At 62.2% G+C, this 25275-nt stretch carries 23 protein-coding genes, 1 tRNA gene and 1 riboswitch; of the genes, 8 read left to right on the forward strand and 16 right to left on the reverse strand.

Going from position 1 to position 25275, the window contains the following annotated elements:
* Positions 1-35: 35 nt before the first annotated feature.
* Positions 36-113: riboswitch (SAM riboswitch) on the reverse strand.
* 155 nt (positions 114-268) lie between these two features.
* A complete protein-coding gene (locus tag AC1DYW_RS05685; RefSeq protein ID WP_457152064.1) occupies positions 269-1363 on the forward strand; it encodes a 2'-deoxycytidine 5'-triphosphate deaminase in 1095 nt (364 codons plus the stop codon).
* 99 nt (positions 1364-1462) lie between these two features.
* Positions 1463-2236 carry an ABC transporter substrate-binding protein gene (locus AC1DYW_RS05690; RefSeq protein WP_095084265.1) on the forward strand — a complete coding sequence of 258 codons (774 nt, stop codon included), beginning with the start codon at positions 1463-1465 and terminating at the stop codon, positions 2234-2236.
* Positions 2237-2280: 44 nt separating this feature from the next.
* Here AC1DYW_RS05690 and araD1 read toward each other — a convergent pair whose 3' ends face one another.
* The 4 genes from araD1 to chvE all read right to left on the reverse strand — a co-directional run bounded on the left by araD1 (position 2281) and on the right by chvE (position 7479).
* Positions 2281-3273, reverse strand: coding sequence for an AraD1 family protein (araD1, locus tag AC1DYW_RS05695; protein ID WP_457152065.1), 993 nt, complete (start codon positions 3271-3273; stop codon positions 2281-2283).
* A gap of 192 nt (positions 3274-3465) precedes the next feature.
* Entirely contained in the window at positions 3466-4758 is a 1293-nt protein-coding gene (gene mmsB / locus AC1DYW_RS05700) for a multiple monosaccharide ABC transporter permease (RefSeq protein WP_095082262.1), read from the reverse strand.
* Complete coding sequence (mmsA, locus tag AC1DYW_RS05705; protein WP_477225370.1) at positions 4755-6287, reverse strand: multiple monosaccharide ABC transporter ATP-binding protein; 1533 nt, start codon at positions 6285-6287, stop codon at positions 4755-4757. Before mmsA ends, mmsB begins: the two co-directional genes overlap by 4 nt.
* Before the next feature lie 121 nt (positions 6288-6408).
* Positions 6409-7479, reverse strand: coding sequence for a multiple monosaccharide ABC transporter substrate-binding protein (chvE, locus tag AC1DYW_RS05710; RefSeq protein ID WP_184877702.1), 1071 nt, complete (start codon positions 7477-7479; stop codon positions 6409-6411).
* Positions 7480-7790: 311 nt separating this feature from the next.
* On the opposite strand from chvE, the gene AC1DYW_RS05715 reads away from it, so the two are divergent.
* Together AC1DYW_RS05715 and AC1DYW_RS05720 are read left to right on the forward strand one after the other, a co-directional pair.
* Complete coding sequence (locus AC1DYW_RS05715) at positions 7791-8780, forward strand: LysR family transcriptional regulator (RefSeq protein ID WP_477225371.1); 990 nt, start codon at positions 7791-7793, stop codon at positions 8778-8780.
* Positions 8781-8890: 110 nt separating this feature from the next.
* Positions 8891-9142: a hypothetical protein gene (locus tag AC1DYW_RS05720; protein WP_457154195.1), complete on the forward strand. Its 252-nt coding sequence runs from the start codon at positions 8891-8893 to the stop codon at positions 9140-9142.
* On the opposite strand, the gene AC1DYW_RS05725 is transcribed toward AC1DYW_RS05720, so the two are convergent.
* From AC1DYW_RS05725 to AC1DYW_RS05760, 8 genes are all read right to left on the reverse strand, one after another.
* Positions 9131-9204, reverse strand: a tRNA-Gly gene (locus tag AC1DYW_RS05725). The two genes, AC1DYW_RS05720 and AC1DYW_RS05725, sit on opposite strands and share 12 nt — an antisense overlap.
* Positions 9205-9297: 93 nt before the next feature.
* Complete coding sequence (locus AC1DYW_RS05730) at positions 9298-11187, reverse strand: acyltransferase family protein (protein WP_477225372.1); 1890 nt, start codon at positions 11185-11187, stop codon at positions 9298-9300.
* 212 nt (positions 11188-11399) lie between these two features.
* Positions 11400-12881 (reverse strand): hypothetical protein, encoded by a 1482-nt coding sequence (locus AC1DYW_RS05735; protein ID WP_477225373.1) that lies wholly within the window; start codon positions 12879-12881, stop codon positions 11400-11402.
* Between the two features lie 35 nt (positions 12882-12916).
* Positions 12917-13393 (reverse strand): GtrA family protein, encoded by a 477-nt coding sequence (locus tag AC1DYW_RS05740; protein WP_477225374.1) that lies wholly within the window; start codon positions 13391-13393, stop codon positions 12917-12919.
* Entirely contained in the window at positions 13371-14072 is a 702-nt protein-coding gene (locus tag AC1DYW_RS05745) for a class I SAM-dependent methyltransferase (protein ID WP_477225375.1), read from the reverse strand. The genes AC1DYW_RS05740 and AC1DYW_RS05745 overlap by 23 nt, the downstream gene beginning before the upstream one ends.
* Positions 14065-15084, reverse strand: a complete 1020-nt coding sequence (locus AC1DYW_RS05750) for a glycosyltransferase family 2 protein (RefSeq protein WP_457153268.1) — start codon at positions 15082-15084, stop codon at positions 14065-14067. Before AC1DYW_RS05750 ends, AC1DYW_RS05745 begins: the two co-directional genes overlap by 8 nt.
* 190 nt (positions 15085-15274) lie before the next feature.
* A complete protein-coding gene (locus AC1DYW_RS05755; RefSeq protein ID WP_477225376.1) occupies positions 15275-15496 on the reverse strand; it encodes an outer membrane protein in 222 nt (73 codons plus the stop codon).
* Positions 15497-15594: 98 nt separating this feature from the next.
* The gene (locus tag AC1DYW_RS05760) at positions 15595-15813 is read right to left on the reverse strand and encodes a hypothetical protein (RefSeq protein ID WP_477225377.1); all 219 of its coding nucleotides are present in this window, start codon (positions 15811-15813) and stop codon (positions 15595-15597) included.
* Positions 15814-16272: 459 nt separating this feature from the next.
* Here AC1DYW_RS05760 and AC1DYW_RS05765 point away from each other — a divergent pair, with 459 nt between their 5' ends.
* Entirely contained in the window at positions 16273-16536 is a 264-nt protein-coding gene (locus AC1DYW_RS05765) for a DUF6460 domain-containing protein (RefSeq protein WP_477225378.1), read from the forward strand.
* A gap of 54 nt (positions 16537-16590) precedes the next feature.
* Here AC1DYW_RS05765 and AC1DYW_RS05770 read toward each other — a convergent pair whose 3' ends face one another.
* Positions 16591-17496, reverse strand: a complete 906-nt coding sequence (locus AC1DYW_RS05770) for a histone deacetylase family protein (protein WP_477225379.1) — start codon at positions 17494-17496, stop codon at positions 16591-16593.
* A 132-nt stretch (positions 17497-17628) separates the two neighbouring features.
* On the opposite strand from AC1DYW_RS05770, the gene AC1DYW_RS05775 reads away from it, so the two are divergent.
* A complete protein-coding gene (locus AC1DYW_RS05775; protein ID WP_477225583.1) occupies positions 17629-18969 on the forward strand; it encodes an MATE family efflux transporter in 1341 nt (446 codons plus the stop codon).
* Here AC1DYW_RS05775 and AC1DYW_RS05780 read toward each other — a convergent pair.
* Both AC1DYW_RS05780 and AC1DYW_RS05785 read right to left on the reverse strand, forming a co-directional pair.
* Complete coding sequence (locus AC1DYW_RS05780) at positions 18962-20041, reverse strand: quinone-dependent dihydroorotate dehydrogenase (RefSeq protein ID WP_477225380.1); 1080 nt, start codon at positions 20039-20041, stop codon at positions 18962-18964. The two genes, AC1DYW_RS05775 and AC1DYW_RS05780, sit on opposite strands and share 8 nt — an antisense overlap.
* Positions 20038-20388, reverse strand: coding sequence for a DUF952 domain-containing protein (locus AC1DYW_RS05785; RefSeq protein WP_477225381.1), 351 nt, complete (start codon positions 20386-20388; stop codon positions 20038-20040). The genes AC1DYW_RS05780 and AC1DYW_RS05785 overlap by 4 nt, the downstream gene beginning before the upstream one ends.
* Positions 20389-20495: 107 nt before the next feature.
* Between AC1DYW_RS05785 and AC1DYW_RS05790 the strand changes: the two genes are divergently transcribed.
* Together AC1DYW_RS05790 and AC1DYW_RS05795 are read left to right on the forward strand one after the other, a co-directional pair.
* Complete coding sequence (locus AC1DYW_RS05790) at positions 20496-20924, forward strand: hypothetical protein (RefSeq protein WP_477225382.1); 429 nt, start codon at positions 20496-20498, stop codon at positions 20922-20924.
* A 124-nt stretch (positions 20925-21048) separates the two neighbouring features.
* Positions 21049-21708 (forward strand): response regulator transcription factor, encoded by a 660-nt coding sequence (locus tag AC1DYW_RS05795; RefSeq protein ID WP_095082229.1) that lies wholly within the window; start codon positions 21049-21051, stop codon positions 21706-21708.
* 22 nt (positions 21709-21730) lie between these two features.
* Here the strand turns inward: AC1DYW_RS05795 and AC1DYW_RS05800 are convergent, their stop codons facing one another.
* On the reverse strand, positions 21731-25219 hold the full coding sequence (locus AC1DYW_RS05800) for a PAS domain-containing hybrid sensor histidine kinase/response regulator (protein WP_477225383.1): 3489 nt from the start codon (positions 25217-25219) through the stop codon (positions 21731-21733).
* Positions 25220-25275: the final 56 nt, after the last annotated feature.

The following is a 25275-nucleotide window of genomic DNA, read 5'->3' on the forward strand; positions in this document are numbered from 1 at the left end:
AAACCGGCCGCGAAAGTCGCAACCGGTCCATACGGCCTTGCGGCCCGACGGTCCTTTAGCGACTTGTTTAACGTGGCTGCAAGCCGACCGGCCAAATCACCACGGGATAACGACCCTTTAGACCCGCGCCACGCTTGCGTCAATTGCCGGCTTGATTAAGAGGTTTGTACCAAGCAGGTTCCGCAGCAGTGTTCCACGGTTTTGCGGCAAGAACCTGCGAACAGAAAATCGCCTGGCCCCAAGAATCGCCTGGCCTAGGAGTGGAGCCTTGCGGCAGACAGGCATTCTTCCCGATCAGGACATTTCGGCGCTGTTCCGGTCCGGCGCGCTGAAGTCGGCGCGCGCGTTCGATGCCGATCAGATCCAGCCGGCGAGCCTGGATCTGCGCCTCGGCGACAAGGCCTGGCGGGTGCGGGCCTCGTTCCTGCCGGGTCCCAACCACAAGGTTTCGGAAAAGCTCGACCGGTTGCAGCTGCACGAGATCAATCTTGCAGAGGGGGCGGTGCTGGAGACCGGCTGCGTGTATATCGTGCCCTTGCTTGAAAGCCTGGCATTGCCGGCGGACATTTCGGCCTCGGCCAATCCGAAGAGTTCCACCGGGCGGCTCGACATCTTCACCCGCGTCATGACCGATCGCGGACACGAGTTCGACAAGATCGCCGCCGGCTATCACGGCCCGCTCTATCTCGAGGTCAGCCCGCGCACCTTTCCGATCGTCGTGCGCACCGGTTCGCGTCTGTCCCAGATCCGTTTCCGCACCGGCAATGCACTGCTCTCGGAAGCCGAGCTGCATGACCTGCATCGCGCCGAGATGCTGGTCGCAACCGAGCCGCCGAACATTTCCGGCGGCGGCATCGCGCTGTCGATCGATCTTAACGGCGATCAGAACGGCCTGGTCGGCTATCGCGGCAAGCATCACACCGGTCTCGTCGATGTCGACAAGCGCGCGGCACAAGAGGTCGTCGATTTCTGGGAGCCGATCCACAAGAGCGGCGCCGGCGAACTGGTGCTCGATCCCGATGAATTCTACATCCTCGTCAGCCAGGAAGCGGTGCATGTGCCGCCGCTCTACGCCGCCGAGATGACGCCGTTCGATCCGCTGGTCGGCGAGTTCCGCGTCCACTATGCCGGCTTCTTCGATCCGGGTTTCGGCCATTCGGCGTCCGGCGGCACCGGCAGTCGCGCAGTGCTCGAAGTGCGCAGCCACGAAGTGCCGTTCATCCTCGACCATGGCCAGATCGTCGGCCGGCTGGTCTACGAGCATATGCTGAAGCGGCCGCAGGCACTCTACGGCACCGATCTCGGCTCCAACTACCAGGCGCAAGGCCTGAAGCTGTCCAAGCATTTCCGCCCAGCGCGCTGAACCCAATTCCCGTCGGGCAATACACTTGCCTGCGATGGCTCGTCATGCTTGGCTGGCTTTCTGGTCGCCAAGCTGGCGGCGTTCAAGGGAACCAAGAAAATGCGGATTTCAAAATGGATCATATCGGCAGCAGGTGCTGCCGTGTTGCTGATGGCGGCCGGCTCTCTGTCGGCGCAGGCTGCTGAGAAACTGAAGATCGGCACCGAGGGTGCCTATCCGCCGTTCAACACCATCACCCCGGACGGCAAGGTCGTCGGCTTCGATATCGACATCGCCAATGCGCTGTGTGCGCAGATGAAGGTCGAGTGCGAGATCGTCACCCAGGACTGGGACGGCATCATCCCCGCCCTGCAGGCCAAGAAATTCGATGCCATCATCGCCTCGATGAGCATCACCGAGGAACGCAAGAAGCAGGTCTCCTTCACCAACAAATACTATACGACGCCACTCGCGCTGGTGGCGCCGAAGGATACCGAACTCACCTCGACCGAACCGGCGGCCCTTGCCGGCAAGACGGTCGGCGCCCAGGCCTCGACCACGCAGGCCGACTATGCCCAGAATGTCTATGGCAAGGCTGGCGCGGAGGCGAAACTCTACCCGACCCAGGAAGAGGCGATCACCGATCTGACGAACGGCCGTCTCGATGCCGTCATCTCTGACAAATTCGTGCTGGTGGACTGGTTGAAGAAGGCAAGCGACGGCTGCTGCAAGCTGGTCGGTGACGTCAAGGGCACGGAGACCCAGGCCGGCATTGCCGTTCGCCTGGAAGACACCGCGCTACGCGACAAGCTCAATGCGGCAATAGACGCCATCGTTGCCGACGGGACCTACAAGAAGATCCAGGCCAAGTACTTCGACTTCGATATTTATTGAGCTTCGAACGGCCGACCTCCCCACTCGTAGGGGAGGTCGTGCTGTCAAAGCGCCTTCACCGCCACCTTCACCGGCTGCTCGATCTCGAGTGGGTTGCGCAGCGGCAGGCCAAAATCCTTGGCCTCGATTTCGAACACATCGCCAGCCTCGGTCTTGATGCCGTCGGCAAAGGACAGCGTCGCCGTTCCAAACATGTGCACATGCACGTCGCCTGGCTGGCGGAAAGCCGCATATTTGAAGTGGTGGTGTTCGAGATTGGCGATGGTGTGCGACATGTTCGCTTCGCCTGACAGGAACGGCTTTTCCCACAGCACCTCGTTGTCACGATAGATGCGCGAGCTGCCGCGGATGTCGGACGGCAGGTCGCCGATCAGGATTTCCGGCCCGAACGAGGCGTTGCGCAGCTTGGAGTGGGCCAGGAACAGATAGTTCACGCGCTCGGTGACGTGGTCGGAAAACTCGTTCGACAACGTGAAGCCGACACGGAACGGTGCGCCATCGTCGCCGATGACATAGATGCCGGCCACTTCCGGCTCTTCGCCGGCGTCCTTGGCGAAAGCCGGCGACAGCAGTGCGGCACCTGGCGCCACAGCCATCGTGCCGTTGCCCTTGTAGAACCATTCCGGCTGCACACCGATCTGGCCTTTCGCCGGCTTGCCGCCCTCCAGCCCCATGCGGAACATCTTCATGGAATCGGTCAGCTGTTCCTCGCCCTCGGCGCCGAGCTTCTTGTGCATGGAATCGCGCGTCGCGGCCGAGCCGAGATGCGTCAGTCCGGTGCCGGTCAGATGCAGGTGCGCCGGATCGGGGTGGTTGATCGGCGACAGCAGCCGCCCCTTCTTGTAGGCGGCATCGAGATCGATTGTCTCGCCAAGCCCCTTGCGTTCGATCAGCGCGACGAGCCCGACGCCGGTGCGGGCGGCCTCCATCGCCAGCGAATAGACGCTGCGCGCACCATTGATGATCCGGGTCTTGCCGCCGTTGCGGGCAACGACGCGGATGGTCTCGGCGTCATCGAGAATCTGGGAGATCAGCATGATGAATCCTCTCTCATTTGCCTTGGCAGGGGCTGCCGGGACGGCAAACCTTGCCCAGCGCGGCCAGGACCTCGTCCATGCCACGGGTGAAATTCTCCATTCGGATTGCGCTCGCGAGCCTGGTCCCTCAGGGACTTCTTTTCGTGCCGCCGGGCAGCGCCGCGATGTGACCCGTATGCCTTCCTGGTTCCCTCAGCCCTTGTTCTTGTTGTAGACGTCGAACACCACCGCGCCGAGCAGCACCAGGCCTTTCACCACCTGCTGCCAGTCGACATTGACGCCCATGATCGACATGCCGTTGTTCATCACGCCCATGATGAAGCCGCCGACCACCGCGCCGATGACCTGGCCGACACCACCCATCGCCGAGGCGCCGCCGATGAACACCGCGGCGATGACGTCGAGCTCGCTGCCAAGGCCTGCCGCCGGCACTGCCTGCCCAAGGCGGGCCGCGATGATCAGGCCGCCAAGCGCTGACAGCACGCCCATATTGACGAACACCATCAGGGTCAGTCGCTCGGTCTTGATGCCCGATAGCTGTGCCGCCTTGGCATTGCCGCCCATTGCGTAGATGCGCCGGCCGATCGTCATGCGTTTGGTGACGAACACGAACAGTGCGATCAGCACGCCCATCACCATGAGAACGATTGGCAGGCCCCTGTAGCTGGCGAACTGGTAGACTAGGAACAGCGCCAGCGCGCTGGTCACCAGGGTCTTGATGACAAACAGCGTGAAAGGCTCGGCTTCGTAGCCGTGCTGCTCGCGCGTGCGCCGTGCCTTGAGCCCGAAATACGCATAGGCGAGCACGGCGACGACGCCAATCAGGATCGTCGTCATGTGCAGTGTCAGGCCGCTGCCGATGATGGTCTTGCCGGCGGCGTTCACCGTCGGCGGGATCAGCGTCAAGGGGCCGATCACGTCCGGAATGAAGCCGGAACTGAGCGCCTTGAAGCCATCTGGAAGCGGTCCCACGGAAGACCCGCCACCCAGCAGCGCCTGGCAGATGCCGCGGAAGATGAGCATTCCGGCCAGCGTCACGATGAAGCTCGGTATTCGGTGATAGGCAATCCAGTAGCCTTGGGCCGCGCCGATGCCGCCGCCGATGATGAGGCAGATGATCGATACAACCAGCGGATTGCTGAGGGGGCCAAGCGGCCAGATGACCATCATCATTGCCGCCAGCGCGCCGATGAAACCGGCGACGGAGCCGACGCTGAGGTCGATATGGCCCGAAACGATCACCAGAAGCATACCCAGCGCCATCACGATGATGAAGCTGTTCTGCTGCACCAAATTGCTCAGGTTCACCGGCTTGAAGAGCGTGCCGGACGTGGTGAACTGGAAGAACACCATGATGGCGATCAGCGCCAGGATCAGGCCGTATTCGCGCAGATTCGTGATCAGCGCCGAGACGGCCACACGCGGCCCCTGCTGCACATCTTCGGCGACGCCGCTTTTCGGCGCGGGAGCGCTTTCGGTGGTCATGATGCTTTTCCTTCTCCCCGAACGATGGCGCGCATGATCTTTTCCTGGCTGGCTTCGCTCGCCGCCATTTCGCCGACGATGCGGCCTTCGTTCATGACGTAGATGCGGTCGGTGATGCCGAGCAGTTCTGGCATCTCCGACGAGATGACGATGATCGCCTTACCCTCGGAGGCGAGGCGGGCGATGATGGTGTAGATTTCATACTTGGCGCCGACGTCGATGCCGCGCGTCGGCTCGTCGAGGATCAGCACTTCCGGATTGGCGAACAGCCATTTCGACAGCACCACCTTCTGTTGATTGCCGCCCGACAGATTGCCGGTCATTTGATAGACGCTGGACGAGCGGATGTTGGTCTTGGCCTTGTAGTCATTGGCGACGGCAAGTTCGCGCAGGTCGTCGATCACGGCGTGGCGCGACACGCCGGGCAGGTTGGCCAGCGTGATGTTGTGCTTGATGTGATCGATGAGATTGAGACCGTAGGTCTTGCGGTCCTCGGTGACGTAGGCAATGCCGTGTTCCACAGCCTTGCTCACCGACGAAACATCGATCGGCTTGCCCTTGAGCAGCACGTCGCCAGTGATGCGGCGGCCATAGGAGCGGCCAAACAGGCTCATGGCGAATTCGGTGCGTCCGGCGCCCATCAGCCCGGCAATGCCGACCACCTCACCCTTGCGGACATCGATATCGATGCCCTTGATCACCTGCCGCTCGGCATGGATTGGGTGATAGACCGACCAGTTCTTCACCTGGAGCACGACCTCGCCGATCTTGGGCTCGCGCGGCGGATAACGGTCGTCGAGCGAACGGCCGACCATCGAGGTGATGATGCGGTCCTCCGAAATGTCTTTCTTGGCAAGTGTTTCGATGGTCCGTCCGTCGCGGATGATGGTGACCTTGTCGGCGACCCGGTTCACCTCGTTGAGCTTGTGCGAGATCAGGATCGAGGTGATGCCTTGCCGCTTGAATTCGAGCAGCAGGTCCAGCAGTGCCTGGCTGTCCTTTTCGGACAGGCTCGCCGTCGGCTCGTCGAGGATCAGCAACTGCACTTCCTTGCTGAGCGCCTTGGCGATCTCGACCAGCTGCTGCTTGCCGACGCCGATATTGGTGATCAGCGTCTTGGGGTCCTCCTTGAGGCCCACCTTCTTCAGCAAGGCGCTGGTACGTGTCTCGTTGGCATTCCAGTCGATGATGCCAAATCTGGCGTGTTCGTTGCCAAGGAAAATGTTTTCGGCGATCGACAGCATCGGCACCAGTGCAAGCTCCTGGTGAATGATGACGATGCCCTTGTGCTCGCTGTCGTGAATGCCCTTGAAATGGCATTCCTCGCCACGGTAGACGATCGCGCCATCATAGGTGCCGGACGCATAGACGCCCGAGAGCACCTTCATCAGCGTCGACTTGCCGGCGCCGTTCTCGCCGACCACGGCATGAATCTCGCCTTCCTCGACGCTGAGGTTGACGTTCGACAGCGCCTTCACGCCGGGGAACGTCTTGGTGATGTCGCGCATCTCCAAAATCGTCGAGGCCATTGGGACTACCGCTCCCTGAGAGGTCGGCAAACACTGCCGGCGAGGTCGGTAACAATACCGGGCCTGCTGGTGAACGAAAAGGGGCCCTGCGTTGCGCAGGACCCCTGGATTTGAAACCGAATTACTTCAGCTCGTCGGCCTTGATGTAGCCGGAGTCGACGACCAGCGCCTGGTAGTTCGACTTGTCGACTTCATGTGGCGTCAAGAGGATCGAGGGAACGACCTTGACGTCGTTGTTGTAGGTCTTGGTGTCGAGGGCATCCGGCTTGCCACCCGACAGCACCTTGTCGACGAGCTCAACGGTCGACTTGGCCAGTTCGCGGGTGTCTTTGAACACGGTCGAGTACTGCTCGCCCGAGATGATCAGCTTGACCGAGGCGGTCTCGGCGTCCTGACCGGTCACGATCGGCCAGGGCTGAGCGTCCGTGCCGTAGCCGACAGCGCGCAGCGATGCGGTGATACCACGCGACAGGCCGTCATAGGGCGACAGAACGCCATCGACGCGGCTGCCGTCCGAGTAGTTGGCCGAAAGCAGATTGTCCATGCGGGCCTGAGCGGTGGCCGCCAGCCAGCGCAGCGTGCCGACCTTGTCCATGCCGGTCTGGCCGGACTTGATCTTGATCGAGCCGTCGTCGATCAGTGGCTGCAGGACGGAAATCGCGCCATTGTAGAAGAAAAAGGCGTTGTTGTCGTCGGGCGAGCCGCCGAACAGTTCGACGTTCCACGGCTTGGTGTTCGGGAAACGCTCCTTGAGGCCCTTGACCAGCGAATTCGCCTGGATGACGCCGACGCCGAAATTGTCGAAGGTCGTGTAGTAATCGACGTTGGCGGTCTTTTTGATCAGGCGGTCATAGGCGACGACGACGACGCCGGCGTCAGCGGCCTTCTGCAGCGCGTCCGACAGGGTGGTGCCGTCGATCGAGGCGATGATCAGCGCCTTCGGGCCCTTGGTGATTTCATTTTCCAGCTGGCTGAGCTGGTTTGGAATGTCGTCCTGCGCATATTGCAGGTCGACGGTGTAGCCCAGAGCCTCGAGCTGGGACTTGACGGCGTCTCCGTCGTTGATCCAGCGCTGCGAGGTCTTGGTCGGCATCAGCACGCCGACGAGGCCTTTGTCGGCTGCGTAGGCGGTGGCCGACATGGCCGCGATGCTGACCGCCAAGGCGGCGACTAACGTCTTGATGATTTTCACTTAACTCTCCCTGGTTGATGGACGCGGCACCCCGGGGGTCGCGGGCCGCGCAATCGTGCAGAAGCGCCAAGGCACTGCTGCCGTCATATCGATCTCCGGTATCCTCCCATGGCCCCGAGGCGCTGATTTCAATCGATACGATTTTTCTCGTCTGCGACCGTCGCGTCTCGGAACGCGCGAAGGTTGTGATCCTTTGCCATAACTGTCAAATGCGATCTTTGATGATTGCTATATCAATATTGGTATATGCTATCGAGGCGAGACGGCTGGCACGACCGCTGGCCGCCTGCGCGCAGAAGCAAGGAGAGGCTATGGCGGCGCTAAGGAATCCGACTGCGATTTCAAATGGTTACAGAGAGATGCCGGGCGACGGCGAAACCTTGCTGCGCAGTGGCCTCAGCTTGCGCCACATGCGTATGATCGTCGCGCTCGACGACCATGGCCGGGTGAGCGCGGCAGCCCAAGTTATGAACATTTCTCAGCCGGCGGCTTCGCGCATGATCAGCGAAATGGAGGCCGTGCTGGAGGTCAAGCTGTGCGAAAGGCTGCCGCGCGGCATCACCTTGACGCCTTTCGGCAAGGCATTATCCAGGCGCGCGCGCTCGATCCTCCTGGAAATGCGCGAGGTCGACCGCGAAATTTCCGAACTTAAGGCGGGCAAAGGCGGCTCGGTGTTCCTCGGCGCTGTGACGGCACCGGCAATCGAGCTGGCGGTGCCGGCGATTCGCGAAATCCGCCGTATCTATCCGCGCATCGAGATCACCATGCAGGTCGAGACCTCCAACGTGCTGGCACGCGAATTGATCGCCACGCGCCATGATTTCATCATCGCGCGCATCCCTGACGATCTCAATCCGCGGCTGTTCGAGTCGCGCGTCATCGGCGTCGAGAAGGCCTGCCTGATCGTGCGCAGGGGCCATCCGCTCACCAAGGGCGAGGCAGTGCGGCTGGAGGACACCGCCGCCTACGATTGGGTTTTCCAGTCGGGCGGGTCGCCTTTGCGCCAGGCGATGGAGAGCAATTTCCTCAACCGCAACATCGCTTTGCCGGACCGTATCCTCAACACCAGCTCGCTGCTCTTGACCCTGGTCATGGTCGCACATTCCGATGCGATTGCGCCGGTATCGGTCCAGGTGGCGAAATTCATCCAGAATCCCGATGGGCTGGCCGGCGCCATCGACGTCGTCCAGACCGAATTCGACATCGAGGTCAGACCCTACAGCCTGATCACGGTGAAGAACCGTGTGCTGTCGCCGGCCGCCAAGATGCTGCACGACTTCATCCTGCGAGAGGTGGGATGACGGCTCAGCCAGGCTTCGGGTTCGGGGCTGGCGAACAGCAAGGCGGGAACATTATTTCCTGCCGATGCGTTGATATTCCTGCAACGGACGATTTCTTCAGGAGACCGAACATGCGCAGCTTCGAAATGATCGACCTGCTTTGCGTGGTCGAGGCCTGCAAGCACGAACGATCGGTCGGGAATTTCGTGTCGATGGCTGAAGGCGTGGAAGAATTGCGGGTACTGACCGGCGATTTCGTCTCATCGGATGACGTAGTGGCAAACGCGCTTGCAACGGTTGCGCTTGCACGAGGCTGCTCGGTTGTGTTCGACGAACAGGCGGGCGCTGAAATTGTTGCTGGCGCCATTGGCTGGAGCGGGTAGAGGGAATCGAACCCTCGCGTTCAGCTTGGGAAGCTGACAAGCTACCATTACATCATACCCGCGCGATCCCTCGTTACCATGCGGGTTGGCCTTCGGGCAATCGCAAAGCGGCTTTTACACCGCAGGCTGCGGCGATGCATATCGACCTGCGATTGCTATCTTGCCCTGGCGAGCTTGTTGCCGGCGGCAAAGCTTGGCCAGTACTTCGAGATGGCTAACGTCGCGCCGGCGGAAGAGAAATGACCATAATCGAAATAGAGAAATTGCTTGCTGTCGGCATCTGCGTACGAACAGCCGGCCGCATCGCACAGATATGCCAGCGGATCTATGAATGTCGCCCCTTTGGCGAACGGCAGCACCCGCTTGTTGATCCCCGGATCCATGGCAGTCGGCCAGGACGTGTTCCCGGCATGCTCCCGCCTTGCGAAGAAAGCGATTTTCTGGACGTCGGCGATGAATTCGGGCGACTGGCCGATGACATAGACCTTGACGCCCATGTCGCGAAGCCGATCGATCGTTTTTTGCAGGCCATCGAAGCCCCTGACCTGGTAGTCGGTCCATCGGCCGCTCAGGATCACCGCCCGGATGTTAGCGTCGCGGATAATCGACAAGGCTCGTTCGTTGAAAAGCGTACAGCTTGGCCGGGCATAGGAAAAATAGGTGAGGTCGGGCGGGCAGCCGGCATAGGTGTACTGGATGACATTGGCCTGGATTTTCTGGGCGTTGGCGTCGAGTCCCGAAACATAGTGGGCGGCGAAGGAATCGCCCCACAAAAGCACGTTGGTGGCAAAGCCTTGGGTGCGGGTGCAGTCGGCGAGGTTCCAGGTGTCGATGCGGGCCCCTTCGTTGAAGCAGACGCCGTTGCGCCAGTCGCCGACCCGGATCGGCTCGGTCGAGAAGTCCGGGAACCGTTGCGGAAAACCACCGCCGAGCGCGCCGGCCAAGCCGCCGACACAGAGCAGGACGATCGCCGCCCCCGAAAAGGCGAAGATCGGCAATGGGGCGGTGAACGCCCGTTTCCGGCGAAACGGCTGCTCGACATATTTCCAGGAAAATGTCGCCAGGGCGAAACTGGCTACCATCATCGCGATGACCGTCGGCACGCCGATGGCCTTCAGCGAGAGATAGTGGACGAACGAATTTATCGGCCAGTGAACGAGGTAGAGCGAATAGGAAATGAGGCCAACCCAGACCAGCGGCGCGAACCGAAGGACGCGGGTCGCAAGAGGTGCCGGCCTGTCGGCGCCGGGGTGATCGTGGCCCGCATAGATGAGCAGGGCGGTTCCGATGCAGGGGAACAAGGCATTGTAGCCCGGAAACGGGTCGCTCTCCGAAATCGTTAGAAAGCCGAAGGCGATCAGGGCAAAGCCGGCGAGGCCGATAAGTTCCATCGCCAACCGGCTGGCAAGCGCCGGCGGCTTCTTCAGCATCAGCATGGCGCCAAGCGCCAGTTCCCAGAAGCGCGTCGGCAAAAGGTAGAAGCCGGCTGTCGGCGCCAGCGAGGTTGCCATGACCGCTACGGCAAAGCTGCCGATGGCGATCGGCAGCAGTACCGTCAGCCAGCGCTTCGAGACATATCGGTAGATCAAATAGAGCAGGATCGGTGCGAAGATATAATACTGCTCTTCGACCGAAAGCGACCATGTGTGAAGCAGTGGCCGCAGTTCGGCGTCGATGGAGAAATAGTTCGTCGTCTTCCAGAAATAGATGTTCGACCAGAAGGTCGAGGCGGCGATCACGCTCAAGCTGAATTCGTGCAGATCCGACGGCAGCAGGATGAACCAGGCGGCAATGCTGGCGAGCAGGATGACGAAGGTCAGCGCCGGCAGGATCCGCCGTGCGCGGCGCCAATAGAAGCGACCGATCGAAAACTCGCCGCGCTCGAGATCGTCGAGCAGGCTGCCGCTGATCAGGTATCCCGATATGACGAAGAAGATGTCGACGCCGGTGAAGCCGCCGGGAATGGCGGAGACGCCGAAGTGGAAGAGCAGGACGGGCAGCACCGCCACGGCCCGAAGGCCATCGATGTCGCGCCTGTAGTTCATCCGGACAGGCTCGCGCGCCGCGGCCGGAAGCTTTGGTTCTGCGAGTTCAAGACGCCGCTCATGCGGCGATGTCCCGCTCGTGCAAAAAATTCCGGCTCGTCGCTCTCACATGCCTATCCTCTGCGGTGCAACTTTGCTGCACCGCAACATAAGTGTCAAGGCATGTGCCAGTTCGAATGCCGGCGAGGCCGATCCGGGCCGGCGCGGCGGGATCAGGCGCCGGGCAGGTAGATCACCGCATGATCGTCCGAATAGGCCCGCTTCCAGCCCAGTTGGTCGAAGAAGGGAATGCGACTGTCGTCGGCTGCAATCAGCGCCCAGCCTATGGCGTATTTCTTCAGCTGGGCTTCGAGAAGTGGCTTGCCGTTGCTGTGTCCCGTCTCGTCATCGGCTTTTGTGAAACCACCGAGGAACAGCTGGTCCGTCCGACCGTCGATATAGGTCTTGATCCCGTGGAAGATCAGCGTGCCGCCGAAATTGTAGGAATTCAGCACGTTGCCGGACAGATGATGGCTTTCGGCGAACGCCAGCGCCCCGCTGGCCGACGTCTTCGGGCTCGGCGCGACCTGATAGACGCTGCCGAACACGGCGACCGCGCCGATGACCAAAACAGCTGCCGCGCCGCAGATCGCGTAAAACCGCCTGGCGAAGAATTGTTCCAGCCCGTCGCGCTTTTCAGCCAGCCATGCGGTGGCCGAAAGCGAGGGATATTGCTGTGCGACCTCCATCGCGATCACCACCGGGACCAGGAGGAAGAACAGATACATGAAACGCAGATGAGCGAGAAAGGCATGCAAGGTGAAGACGATGAACAACGCCTTGGCCCAGCCAATTCGCAACCGTGACACCAGCAGCCCGAACAGCGCCACCAGCATCGCAACTTCCTGGACAACGAGATCCTGCGCATTGAACGGTCGCCATTCCGCGATCAGCGACACCGCCTCGTTGCCATAGGCCACGGCGAAGGTCGCCAGGATAGCCTGGACGCCATAGGGGTGGATCAGGCTGACCAGCGGACAAAGCAGACCAAATGCGATCCATTTCGCCACGAGGGCCGGTTTTGTGAGACCTGTACGCGTCAGCAGATCGAGACCGGCGAAAGCTGCGATGACGAAGCTCAAGGTAAAGGTGGCGTGCAGGTTCGCCCACAACACAACCAGCACAAGCAGCCACCAGGGTGGCGCCCGTTCTTCCCATGCCGCACGAAAGAGCATCGCCGTCCAGACGACGATGATCGGGAAAGTGAAGATATGTGGACGCCCCGTAAAGATCGGGGTGATCAGGGCCATTGCAATGAAGGCCAGCGCAATCGACAGGATCGGCTTCAGCCATCTGCTGAGAAACCACCCCATCAGGAAAACCGTCAGGGAAATCATGGCGATGATCAGCGTGACCACGCCGTTCCAGCCTCCCGCCCGGTAGGCAAGAGCCAAAAGGACCTGCCCCAGCCATTCCTTGGCGATCCATGGCTGGCCGGCAAACGTGTAGGAATAGGGGTCGACTGTCGGAAATGTCCGGCTTGCCAGGAGATCCAGTCCGACCTTCACTTGCCACCAACTGTCGGGATCCTGCAGGATGGAGGGCGCAAAGGCGGCCAGCACCGCCGCCATGATACAGGCGGTGAACAGGCAGAATATCAGTTGGATACGCTGATCGTACGTTGCCGCGCCCGCACTGGCCTGAGCGTTGTTCATGGCGCCGCCTCTAATCGCTTCCGATGACAGTTGGTTCAAGGATTTCGACTGGTCGGCATCCGCCGAGACCCACCGGCCATCGGAAGGTTCCGGTCGGCTTCATCGTCTTCGCGACCTCCGCGCCCGACAAACACGAAGTGAGCCGAACCGAGGTAGAAAACAACCGAATAGACGCAGATTCCCGCGAGGTGAACCAGGGGGCTTTCTGTGATGCCTGCTGACCGGGCGGCGATCACGACTGCCAGATTGATGCTGTAGGCGACCAGGAAGACGCCCCCATATCGCAACAGGGTTCCTGACCGGAAGCCATCGGCGCTGGTGAAGGTCCATTGGCGGTTGAGGAAGAAGCCGAGGACAAGGCCGGCGCCAAAGCCCGTGGCATTGGCGACGATGTCGCCAAAACCCAACGCAAGTCCGGCCAGAATGACGGCGTAGCCCAGCGCCGTGTTCAACAGACCGACGACGCCAAATCGCAGCATCCTCGGATAGTCAAACGGCAGGTTTGACCGCATGCGCAAAATATTGGGCTCCGACAGGAATCTTGGTGAGGAAACGCTCGAACGGCCTCAGCTGCGCAAGCAGCCGAGGAAAGAAGATCCGGTAGATGATCCGGGTGTTGGCAAGACCAGCCTCGGCCATGCGCCTGCGCATCTCGTGCGAATTGATCAAAACCGCGTTCTCGTCGAAGGCGCAATTTCTCACCGCGTGCGTGGTCAGCGGGTTCCACGGATTGTGCTCGAAAACAAAGAAGCTGCCGCCACCGGCCAGCACCCTGCCAATCTCCGCGAGCAGTCCGACCTGGAGATCTTCGGGAATGTGGTGGAAGACGCAGGCCGCGAAAGCCAGGTCGAAGCTGCCGTCGGCGAAGGGAATTGTCTCGCCGTCGAAATGCGTGAAGGCAGCCTGGCCGGGAAAGCGCTTGCTGGCGATATCGAGCGATTCCCGCGAAGGATCGAGCAAGGTGATCTCGCTGTCGGGAAAGGCGTTGCGCATATGGCCGAGCGAATTGCCGACACCGGCGCCGAAATCGAGTATTCGTCGCGGTGTCACGCCGGCCCGCCGCAGCGTCGCGGCGATGTCGTCGATCTTGTACCTGGCGAAGAAGTCCGGGGTTTCGCCGCTCAGCCTTATGCTCGCGGCGTGCTGCTCCTGGTATTCCCGTGCAAACTGGTCGAACTCCGCCTCAAGCACGTGCGGCCCTCTTTGCCATCTCCTGCAGGCGGTGGACGGGCAGATCCTTGTCCTCGACTGCCTGGCTGCGCGAAACGATCTCGTTGACGAAGTAAAGCGGCCGCCGCTTTGTCTCCATGTACATGCGCCCGAGATACTCGCCGAAGATACCAAGCACCATAAGCTGGACGCTGCCAAGGATCAGCACGATCGCGGCAAGGCTGGTCCAGCCGGGCAACACGTTTCCGACCGACCATTCGACCAGGGTGTAGCCGAGCACGACCAGGCCCAGAAGCCCGAACAACATTCCAAGCAGCGAGGCGAACCGCAAGGGTGCGATGGAAAAGCTGGTCATCGCGTCGACCGCCAGAAGAACCATCTTCTTCAGAGGATAGTGGGTGGTGCCGGCAAAGCGCCGATGCCGTTCATAGGGGAAGGCCACCTGTTTCAGCCCGATCCAGCTCACCATGCCGCGAATGAACCTGTAGCGTTCGGGCATCGCGTTCAGATGGTCGAGCGCGCGGCGGCTCATCAGCCGGAAATCCCCTGAATTCGAAGCGATCTCGACATCGACCATGCGGCGCAGCAAGCGATAGAACATCGAGGCGGAGGCGAGCTTGAACCAGCTTTCCCCGTCGCGGCTCTGCCGTTGGCCGTAAACGACATCGAAGCCTTCATTCATCTTCGCCATCATCGCGCCGAGCAGTTCCGGCGGATCCTGCAGGTCGGCATCGAGAATGAGAATGCGCTGGCCGCGACAGAATTCGAGCCCCGCGCTCAACGCGATCTGGTGGCCGTAGTTGCGGGCAAGGTCGATGGCGACGACATGGTCGTCCTTTTCCGCCAATTGGAAAATGGCCTCGCGTGTGCCGTCGGTCGCGCCGTCGATGACAAGCACGATCTCATAGGAGGATCCCTGTTCCAGGCATGCGGCCGTCACCCGTCGATGAAGTTCGGCCACCCCATCCAGTTCATTGTAGCATGGGACGACCACCGACAGCATGACGGCGCGTCGCGCGGTGTTTTTCTCCATCTCCACCAAATGCCTTGCTCCCGCTATTCGATTGGGAATAGCGGCAATTGGTTAGAAAACAGATAAGCCAGCGGGGTCGGTCGCGGGCATTGGCCGGCCTCTCGCCGGCGGCCACGGTCACGACCGAACCGGCAGTTCCATGCGGATGCGCGCGCCGCGCCAGGACCCCGCCAATATCCGGATGGTGCCATCATGCAGAAGCGCGACCTGGCGGGAAAGGTTCGACCTTGGCCGGGAGGCCGCCGGCTAAACCCTGCTCGATACCGGCGCCGAAGAGATAGCCGAGTTTCCATCCGTCGGTGCTGCTCACCTTGTCGCCCTTGTCGAATTTGGTCAGCGCAACGCCCCCGGTTCCGAACAGCATCGTCTGGTCGAAGCTTACGCCGGCCCTGGCCTTGGCGGCACCGCCCACTTTTCCTTGACCTTGCCGCCCTCGACGTCGTGCGCGGCGCCGCGCAGGTAGGAGCCTTCGATCTCGGCCCCCAGGACTCCCGGGCCTAGCTGCTGATTCTAGCCGGCCTGGATACCGCCGCTGAGGCCGTTTCTGCCGGCAAACGGATTCGGCATCCCAGTGAATGTCGTGCCGCCATGTACGCCGACATAGGCGCCGCTCCACTGAAAGGCGGGAGGAACGTTATAGGCAGGCGCAAGATCGGCAGCCATTGCCGAGCCGTTCAGGCACATGGCAAGCGCACTTGCCGTCAGCAGCATCATTGCTTGGGGGGACATTGCATTACTCCAACACGCACGCGCATCCGAAGATACGCAGGTTGATCTCTTGGGAGCCTGACCATTGGGACGGTCGCGCTCCCGCTCACTTGTCTCGCCGGGAACGGTCGCGCTGGCCACGGGAACTGACGCAAGGCAGTCGTGGGTGACCGGATCTTTCGCGCAACCTCTGCCTGAAAGACGTGGATCATCTCGCAGGCGAGAATTGCACGCACATTGCGGGAAATCGAAAAATGAAGATTTTTCGCTGTATTTTCAACAAATTAGATAGGTGCTGTTTACCGATTCTTAGAAAATCGGCATGGGCTCGATCAGTATCATTCGCACTACAGTGCCGCGCTCTGTCTCGCCCAAGGCCTAGGCTATCCTGGCAAACCTGTCGGCTTGAAGCCAGGAAGCCAAGTGCGTATGTCTGGGCCGACGCCCTCGAGTCTGGGCACCTCAATCGGGAGACGGGCCTTGTCCGCATTGACGCGCTTTCTCGGCGACTCGCCGCTTAGGGTGATCCTGAAGCTGCTGGTGGTGTCGTTCCTCGTCGGCCTGGTCATGAATGCCTTCGGCTGGTCGCCGCTGGATGTGTTCTATGGCATCCGGAAGTTCTTCACCGATCTCTGGAATCTCGGCTTCCACGCCATCGATCGCTTTCTCGGCTACATCCTGCTGGGTGCGGCGATCGTCGTCCCGGCCTTCATCCTGCTTAGGATCGCCAGCTACCGGAAGTAGAGCATGATCCCGAAAGTGGGAACCGGTTTTTGGACAAGATCATGCGTAAAAGGATTATCTGATATAGCTTGACGCCACCTCGAACAGGATGGCGTGGCGAGCGGCGAGCGTTGCCACATCGGTTGAATAACCGCCACCGATGACGCCGCAGACGGGAATGCCCAGCGTGCGAAAATGGCGGATCACCATGTCGTCGCGGGCGCGCAGGCCGTCATCCGATAGCGACAGCCGTCCAAGCCTGTCCTCGACATGGACGTCGACGCCGGCATTGTAGAAGACGATGTCCCAATGCGCTTGGGCCGACAATTCCGGCAGGATGGCGGCGAGCCTTTCGACATAGGCAGCGTCACCTGTGCCGTCGGGCAGCGCGACATCGAGGTCGGAGGCGATCTTGCGCGCAGGGTAGTTGCGGTCGCCATGCATGGAAAAGCTGAACACACGTGGATCGCCCGCGAGAATGTCGGCCGTGCCGTCGCCCTGATGCACGTCGAGGTCGACGACCAGGATGTTTTGTGCGGCGCCCTCGGCAAGCAGGACCAGCGCGGCGACAGCGACATCGTTGAAGGTGCAGAAGCCGGCGCCTTGCGCGCGCCGCGCGTGATGGCTGCCGCCGGCGGTGTTGCAGGCGATGCCGTGGTGCAAGGCGAGCCGCGCCGCCAGTACCGTGCCGCCGGTGGCAAGCTGGGCGCGCAAGGAGACACGTGGGCCAACCGGAAAACCGATCTCGCGCTCGATTTTTTCAGGCACCGAGCAGTTGATGACCTGGTCGACATACTCCGCCGCATGGGCAAGTTTCAGCCATGATGCCGGCGCCGGTTCGGCGATGTTGAGCGCGCCGGGCCCGGCCAGACCGCGCGCGCGCAAGGCTTCCATCAGCAGCGGATATTTGCTCATCGGAAAGCGATGGTTGACGGCGAAGCCGGCGTCGTAGTCGGGATGGTGGACGATCTGCAGGGGCATGAACTCGGTCCGGCGGGCTCGCGCCAGGTCGGGGATTCGGTTGGCCGTCACGGGATGGGTGATTGCGCGATGCCGGCAAAATGGGGCACACCGGCTGTTCGATCAAGCCGCAATCAGCAAGGCAGCAATCCTCTGGACAAGGGTGCAATCCCAGCCGACGCAAGGTCCTTTGTCGTCACCAACCGGTCCGTGCTCGCCATCGCGGTGCCGATGACGCTCGCCTATCTGACGACACCGATGCTCGGCCTGGTCGACACGGCTGTCGTCGGCCAGTTCGGCGACGCCGCCTTGCTCGGCGGCCTGGCGGCAGGCGCACTTGTTTTCGACGTCGTCTTCACCACGTTCAATTTCGTGCGTTCGGGCACCACCGGCCTCGTCGCCCAGGCCTTCGGGCGCGGCGACGAACTGGAGGAACAGGCAGTGTTCTGGCGCGCCGTGCTGATCGCGGTTGTCGCCGGCATCGTGCTCGCCGCACTTGCGCCGCTGGTTGCCATCGCCGGGCAAAAGTTCATGGGCGCCGAACCGCGCGTTAGCGAGGCAATGGCCGTCTATATCCACATCAGGATGCTCGCAGCCCCCTTCTCGCTGATCAACTATGCCATCCTCGGCTATGTCCTGGGGCGCGGCGAGGGCGGGCTCGGGCTGATGCTGCAATTGGTGCTGAACGGCATCAACATCGCGCTCTGCTTCCTGCTTGGATTGAAGCTTGGCTGGGGCGTTGCAGGCGTCGCCTGGGCTACCGTCGCCGGGGAGTTCCTCGCCATGCTGCTCGGCCTGGCGATCGTGGTCCTCCGATTCCGGGCGGCGCCGTCCTTGCCACGCCACCGCCTGCTCGACATGGCCGCCTTCCTGCGCATGCTGTCGCTCAACCGCGACATCATGATCCGTTCGTTCTCGCTGCTGGCCGCCTTCGCACTGTTCACCCGCCAGGGTGCGCAGTTCGGCACGGTGACGCTGGCCGCCAACGCCGTCCTGATGAATTTCTTTCTCGTTGCCGGCTATTTCCTCGATGGCTTTGCCACCGCTGCTGAACAACTGGCCGGCCGTGCCGTCGGCGCGCGTGCCGCCACACCGTTCCGGCAGGCCGTGCGGCTCACCTTGTTTTGGGGGTTCGGGCTGGCGGGCGCGGCGACCCTGGTGCTGCTGCTGGCCGGCGCCAATCTGGTCGCTCTCGTGACGACGGCGGTGGAGGTCCGTTCAGTGGCCGATATCTACCTGCCGTGGGCAGCGTTCACTGCGTTGAGCGGCGTGCTGGCTTTCCAGATGGATGGCGTCTTCATCGGTGCGACCTGGTCGCGTGACATGCGCAACATGATGCTGCTGTCGTTCCTGGTCTTTGTAGTCGCGTTGCTCACCTTGGCGCCTGCCTTTGGCAATCATGGCCTGTGGGCGGCGCTGCACGTCTTCCTGCTCGCACGAGGCTTCAGCCTGCTGACGATTTTGCGGCTGCGACTGCGGACGGCGTTCAGCTGAGCGGTTTCGACGCCCATTGATCGAGATGGCTGTCGCGCAAATCGCGAATGGATCTGAGGCGCCCCGTTTCGGCAAAGCGTGCCATCCCGGCGACGATCCGGCCCGGCAGTGCGGGGCCGGCATAGATCATGCTGGTGTAGAGCTGAACGAGATCGGCGCCGGCTCGGATCTTTTCCAGCGCCGCGTCGGTCGAATCGACGCCGCCGACGCCGATGATGGCAAGCTCTGGCCCGAGCAGTTTGCGCATCCTGGCCAGCACGATGGTCGAGCGTTCGAACAGTGGTCTGCCGGAGAGCCCGCCTGTCTCGCGCGCGGCGTCGCCGCTGCGCAGCCCTGGCCGGGAGATGGTGGTGTTGGAGACGATGACACCGTCGATCCGCTTCTCGCTCACCTCGGCGGCGATGTCTTCCAGCTCGGCCTCGACCAGGTCCGGCGCGATCTTGAGGAAGACCGGCGGCTGCACCGTTGCAGCGGCGCGCGCGGCCATGACGCGTGACAAAAGCTCGCCGAGCTGCTCGCGCGCCTGCATGTTGCGCAGCCCCGGCGTGTTGGGCGAGGAGATGTTGACGGTCAGATAGCTGGCGTAGAGCGCAAAGCGGGTAACGCCGAGCTCATAGTCGCCGATGCGATCGGCACTGTCCTTGTTGGCGCCGATATTAACGCCGACGATGCCGCCGCGCCCCTTGCGGGCAGTGAGGCGCTTTTCGGCGGCCGCGTGGCCTTCATTGTTGAAGCCCAGCCGGTTGATCACCGCTTCATCCGCCGTCAGCCGGAAGATGCGCGGTGTCGGGTTGCCGGCCTGCGGCAGCGGCGTGACCGTGCCGACCTCGGCAAAGCCGAAGCCGAGCCCAAGCAGCGCATCAGGCACCTCGGCGTTCTTGTCATAGCCGGCCGCCATGCCGAGCGGGTTGGGGAAATCAAGGCCGCAGACCGTCACCTTCAGCCGCGCATCGTGCGTTGCCCGCGCGCCGACCGGCAGGCCGCATCGCAGCGCCGCGATCGACATGCCATGCGCGGTTTCCGGATCGAATGTGAACAGCAGCTTCTGGCCGAGCCGGTCGAGCACGCTCATTCGACCTCCAGTGCCGGGAACAGGTGGGTGCCGTCGGCGCCAAGCGGCAGCGGTCGGACCCAAAGGACGGCTTTCATGTCCAGCACGCCATAGAGATGCGGAAACAGCGCGCCGCCGCGCGAGACCTCGTATTTCAGCGCGGCGCCCAGACGCGAGCCGTCGATGGCGACCAGCAGCAGGCCGGTCTGGCCGGTAAAATGCTTCGCCGCCGTTTCCCTAACCTGCCCCGCCGTGGAGAAATGGATGAAGCCATCGGCGACATCGATCGGCGCGCCGGTGAAGCGGCCATTGGCTTCGGCCTCGCGCCAAGGCGCTTCCGGGGTTATCTTGTAGATAAACTGAGACATGGTTGCGCTATAGTCCGAACCAGCCACGCGGGAAAGACCACGCCAAGGGTCTTCCCCATTTCCGGCGCAAACATGCGATAAATCAGGCTTTGGCCATGGAGGACAACATGCGTCTGCAGCACATCTTGATCCCCGCCGCGCTCGTTTCGCTGGTCGCGGCTTCAGCTTATTCGGAAGAAACCGACCGCTACCGGCTGGAGAAGTCTGGTAACGGCTATGTCCGCATGGATACGCAGACCGGTGCGATGTCGATCTGCGAGGAACGCTCCGGCCAGCTCGTCTGCAAGATGGCGGCCGACGAACGGGCCGCTTTCCAGGACGAGGTCGACCGCCTCCAGACCTCGATGAAGGCGATGGACGAGCGCGTCACCAAGCTCGAGAATTCGCTCTCCGCCCGCCTCGAATCGCAATTGCCGAGCGAGGAGGATTTCAACAAGACGATGAGCTACATGGAGCGTTTCCTGCGTGGATTCATGGGCATCGTCAAGGATATGGACAAGGACAACGGCGCCCAGCTCAACTCGCAGAAGACCTGAGCGCTCGAAACAGGGAAAACGCGGCGCGCTGGCTTTGCCGCTTGAAAACAGCGCGCAGCCCCTCATAATCGTCCAACTGGTCCCGCAAAGAGCTAAAAAATCATCGGGATTCGGGGAGGGACATTTGCCGTCAGGCTATTCTTTCGTCATCGCCGACGATCACCCGCTGTTTCGCGGTGCGCTGCGCGAAGCGCTCGCCGGCATCGGCAATGTCGCGGCAATCCACGAGGCCGGTGATTTCGAGAGCGCCAAGGCGCTGGTCGTAGCCAACGAAGATGTCGATCTGGTGCTGCTCGATCTGTCGATGCCGGGCGCCAGCGGCCTTTCCGGCCTGATCTCGCTGCGCGGCATCCATCCGGCGGTGCCGCTTGTCGTGGTCTCGGCGCATGACGATCCGGCGACCATCAGGCGTGCGCTCGATCTCGGCGCTTCCGGCTTCATCTCCAAGTCGGCCAGCATGGAGGAGATCCGCGACGCCGTGCAGTCGGTGCTTGCCGGCGACATCGCCGCGCCCGTCGGCATCGATCTCGGCGTCGAGCGCGATCCCGAGATTTCCGACCTGATCAAGCGCCTGCAGGCGCTGACCCCGCAGCAGACCCGCGTGCTCGGCATGCTGGCCGAGGGCCTGCTCAACAAGCAGATCGCCTATGAGCTCGGCGTCTCCGAGGCCACCATCAAGGCGCATGTCTCGGCCATCCTGCAGAAGCTCGGCGTCGATAGCCGCACCCAGGCAGTGATCCTGCTGTCCAAGATCGGCAGCGATCCGCTGCAGCCGGCCGGCTGACACGCGGGTCTCGTCGGAATCGTCATTCGGCGGCCGATGCCAGCGGCCTGACCCTGGCCATCATCGAACGCAGCACCGCCGGTTTCAGCGGCTTGTTGATCACCGGAATCTCGAGCCCGCCCGCGGCCGTGCGCACCTCGTTGGAGCGGTCGGCAGTGACCAGCACGGCCGGCAGGGCGTCGCCATGGATCGCGCGCAGCCTGACGATGATGTCGAGGCCGGTTTCACCGTCGAGATGGTAGTCGGCAAGGACGATGTCCGGGCGGTGCATCGTGGAACCCGCCAGATTCCTCGAGCCTGATATCGTGTCGACATTGCAGCCCCAGCCCTCGAGCAGGAGCCGCATGCCTTCGAGGATGCGGGCATCGTTGTCGATGCAGAGCACATGCAGGCCGGCCAGCGAAGCTGTCGCGCGGGCAGGGGCCCTGGTTTCGATCTCGCGTCGTGGCTCCTGCACGGCCGCGACCGGCAGGATGACGGAGAAGCGCGTACCCTTGCCCGGATTGGAAAAGATCCGGATCTCCAGGCGCAACACCCGGGCGATGCGGTCGACGATGGAAAGACCGAGACCGAGGCCCTCGGCTTCGCGCGCACCTTCGTCCAGCCGGGTGAATTCGTGAAAGACGGTGTTCAGCTCGTCGCCGGCAATACCGATGCCGGTGTCGATCACCTGGATTTCGGCCAGGTCGCCTCGTCGCCGAACGCCGACCAGCACACGGCCGTTCCGCGTGTATTTGATGGCATTGGAGACGAGATTCTGGATCAGGCGGCGCAGCAGGTTGCGGTCCGTCATCACGGTCAGCGACGACGGCATGATCGTCAGGCCGAGTTTCTTTTCGGCAGCCAGTGGCCGAAAATCATTGCCGATCTGGCGCAGCAATCCGTCGAGGTTGAAGGCGGTGTCGTCCGGCTTCATCGCGCCGGCATCGAGGCGGGAGATGTCGAGCACGGCGCCGAGAATGGTCTCGACCGATTCCAGCGAGGATTCGATGTTGACCGCTGCCTTGCCGGCAGGCCCCTTGCCGGCCTTCTCGATCAGCGACGAGCAATAGAGCCGGGCAGCGTTCAGCGGCTGCAGGATGTCGTGGCCGGCGGCGGCAAGGAAGCGTGTCTTGCCGAGATTGGCCTCCTCGGCCAGCATCTGTGCCTGCGCCAGCTCTTCGTTGACGCGGGTCAGCTCGATGGTTCGGGTCTTGACGCGCTGCTCCAGCGATTCATTGGCGCGCTTCAGCGCCAGGTCCTGTTCGACGCGTCCGGAAATGTCGGCATAAGTGGCGACGATGCCGCCATCCGGCATCGGGTTGGAACGCAGCTCCAGGATGCGGCCGCTGGTCTTCAACTCCATCTGCCACGGACTGACGAAGCTGGTCAGCCGGTTGAGCATGGCCACACGCTGGTCCGATGGAATGTCGCCGCGCTCGGCAAGATGGCGCAGGATGCGGTCGAGCGAGACGCCGACCTGGCCCATCTCGTCGGGCAGGTCGAACAGCGCGCGGTACTGGCGGTTCCAGCAGATCAGGCGGAAATCGCGGTCGAAAACGGTGATGCCTTGCTCCATCTGGTCGAGCGCGATCTGCAAGAGGTCGCGATTGTGCTGCAGTGCCTCGGTGGCATCGTCGAGCAGCCGGAAGGCATCCCTGGATTCGCGGTCGTGGCGCCGAAACAGCAGCGACAGGATCAGTCGTGCCGAGGAAGAGCCGACGGCGCTGGCCAGCAATTGCTCGGAAAAGCGGATGACGTCCATGCTCGCCTGCTCTTTGCCGTGCAGCGAGGCGCCATTGGTCTTTTCGAACGACTGGAAGGAGCGCTCGGTGCGCTCGACGCCGAGATAGCGCGAGATCGTGTCCTTGAGGTCGTTGACGGTGATGGCGGTGCGGAAGCGGCGCAGGCTGGGCATCGGCCCGGCATCGCGCGGCACGAAGATCGACGCCTGGATGCGCTCCAACGGCACCGACGCGCGCGACAGGGAGCCGAGCACGAAGAACACCGCGTTGATCGACAGGCTCCACAACACGCCGTGGTTCAGCGGTTCGGCGACGGTGCCGAACAGCGCCTGCGGTCGCAGCGCCTCGAAACCGAACAGCCCGTGTGCGATGATGTCGGTGTCGGGTGCGGCAAGCGATGGAAGCAGCAGCGTGTAGCCCCAGACGAGGATGCCGGCGACCATGCCGAGTGCAGCACCCCGGCCGTTGGCGCCACGCCAGATCAGTCCGCCGATCAGCGCGGGTGCGAACTGGGCGATGGCCGCGAACGACATCAGGCCGATCGACGACAGCCGCGCACTGTTGGTGCTCTCGCGGTAGTAGAGGAAGGCGATGAACAGCAGGATGAAGATCGCCCCGCGCCGCACATTGAGGATCAGCGTCGACCAGTCTTCGTTTTCGGAGGTCGAGGTCTTGAGCAGGCGGCGCACGAACAGCGGAATGACGAGGTCGTTGGAGATCATGATCGACAACGCCACGCTTTCGACGATCACCATGGCCGTTGCTGCCGACAGGCCGCCGACGAAGGCTGTCATCGCCAGCAGATCATGGCCGCTGAACAAAGGCAGCGATAGCACATAGAGGTCGCTGCTGGTCCCGGTGCCGACCAGCGACAGGCCGGCAAAGGCGATCGGCAGCACGAACAAATTGATCGCCACCAGATAGAGCGGAAACACCCATGTCGCGGTGCGCAACTCGGCCTCGCCGCGGTTCTCGACGATGGTGACGTAGAATTGCCGCGGCAGCATGATGATGGCGAAGCCGCTCAGGCAAGTCAGCACCAGCCAGGTGGCAAGCGAGGTGTTGTAGCCCATCGCCTGCCGGACCTGTGCGTTCTGCGCCAATTTGTCGAACATGTCGCCAGGGCCGCCGAAGATCAGGAAGGTGACCATCAGACCGATCGCCAGGAAAGCGGCGAGCTTGACCACGGTTTCAACCGCAACTGCCAGCACCAGCCCATCCTGGTGTTCGGTGGCATCGGCATGGCGGGTGCCGAACAGCACCGCAAACAGCGCCAGCAGCATGGCGACGACCAGCGAGATGTCGCTGACGAACGGATCGAAGGAGGGTGGCGAGCCGGTGTAATGCTCGACCATCAGGCTGACCGAACCGGAGATCGCCTTCAACTGCAGCGCGATATAAGGCACGGCGCCGATGGTGGCGATCAGCGTCGCGATCGCCGAGACGGTGAAGCTCTTGCCATAGCGGGCGCCAAGGAAGTCGGCGATCGAGGTGATCTTCTCTGTCTTGGCCAGCCGCACGATGCGGTTGAGCAGTGGAAAACCGAACACGAACACCAGCACCGGGCCGGTATAGATGCCGAGGAATTCGAGGCCGCGCTCGGAGGAGAGGCCGACCGAGCCGAAGAAGGTCCAGGACGTGCAGTAGATGGCTAGACTGAGCGCATAGATGAACGGTCGCGCCCGGCTCGGCCCGGATATCGCCGAGCGGCGGTCGCCCAGGCTGGCGATGGCGAACAGCAGCGTCACATAGGCGATCGCGATGATGACGATGAACAAGCCCTGCACGCTTGGAATTTCCTCCCTTGCCGTCTTTCTATCCGGCTTGTCCGAACGCAATCACA

The organism is Mesorhizobium sp. P2_D5 (assembly GCF_056404355.1).

What these genes read in the sequence shown, in the direction of transcription:
- AC1DYW_RS05690 (WP_095084265.1), top strand. Translation starts at nt 1,463, where the DNA reads ATGCGGATTTCAAAATGGATCATATCGGCAGCAGGTGCTGCCGTGTTG.
- araD1 (WP_457152065.1), bottom strand. Translation starts at nt 3,273, where the DNA reads ATGCTGATCTCCCAGATTCTCGATGACGCCGAGACCATCCGCGTCGTT.
- mmsB (WP_095082262.1), bottom strand. Translation starts at nt 4,758, where the DNA reads ATGACCACCGAAAGCGCTCCCGCGCCGAAAAGCGGCGTCGCCGAAGAT.
- mmsA (WP_477225370.1), bottom strand. Translation starts at nt 6,287, where the DNA reads ATGGCCTCGACGATTTTGGAGATGCGCGACATCACCAAGACGTTCCCC.
- AC1DYW_RS05715 (WP_477225371.1), top strand. Translation starts at nt 7,791, where the DNA reads ATGGCGGCGCTAAGGAATCCGACTGCGATTTCAAATGGTTACAGAGAG.
- AC1DYW_RS05720 (WP_457154195.1), top strand. Translation starts at nt 8,891, where the DNA reads ATGCGCAGCTTCGAAATGATCGACCTGCTTTGCGTGGTCGAGGCCTGC.
- AC1DYW_RS05730 (WP_477225372.1), bottom strand. Translation starts at nt 11,187, where the DNA reads ATGAACTACAGGCGCGACATCGATGGCCTTCGGGCCGTGGCGGTGCTG.
- AC1DYW_RS05735 (WP_477225373.1), bottom strand. Translation starts at nt 12,881, where the DNA reads ATGAACAACGCTCAGGCCAGTGCGGGCGCGGCAACGTACGATCAGCGT.
- AC1DYW_RS05740 (WP_477225374.1), bottom strand. Translation starts at nt 13,393, where the DNA reads ATGCGGTCAAACCTGCCGTTTGACTATCCGAGGATGCTGCGATTTGGC.
- AC1DYW_RS05750 (WP_457153268.1), bottom strand. Translation starts at nt 15,084, where the DNA reads ATGGAGAAAAACACCGCGCGACGCGCCGTCATGCTGTCGGTGGTCGTC.
- AC1DYW_RS05760 (WP_477225377.1), bottom strand. Translation starts at nt 15,813, where the DNA reads ATGTCCCCCCAAGCAATGATGCTGCTGACGGCAAGTGCGCTTGCCATG.
- AC1DYW_RS05770 (WP_477225379.1), bottom strand. Translation starts at nt 17,496, where the DNA reads ATGCCCCTGCAGATCGTCCACCATCCCGACTACGACGCCGGCTTCGCC.
- AC1DYW_RS05780 (WP_477225380.1), bottom strand. Translation starts at nt 20,041, where the DNA reads ATGAGCGTGCTCGACCGGCTCGGCCAGAAGCTGCTGTTCACATTCGAT.
- AC1DYW_RS05785 (WP_477225381.1), bottom strand. Translation starts at nt 20,388, where the DNA reads ATGTCTCAGTTTATCTACAAGATAACCCCGGAAGCGCCTTGGCGCGAG.
- AC1DYW_RS05790 (WP_477225382.1), top strand. Translation starts at nt 20,496, where the DNA reads ATGCGTCTGCAGCACATCTTGATCCCCGCCGCGCTCGTTTCGCTGGTC.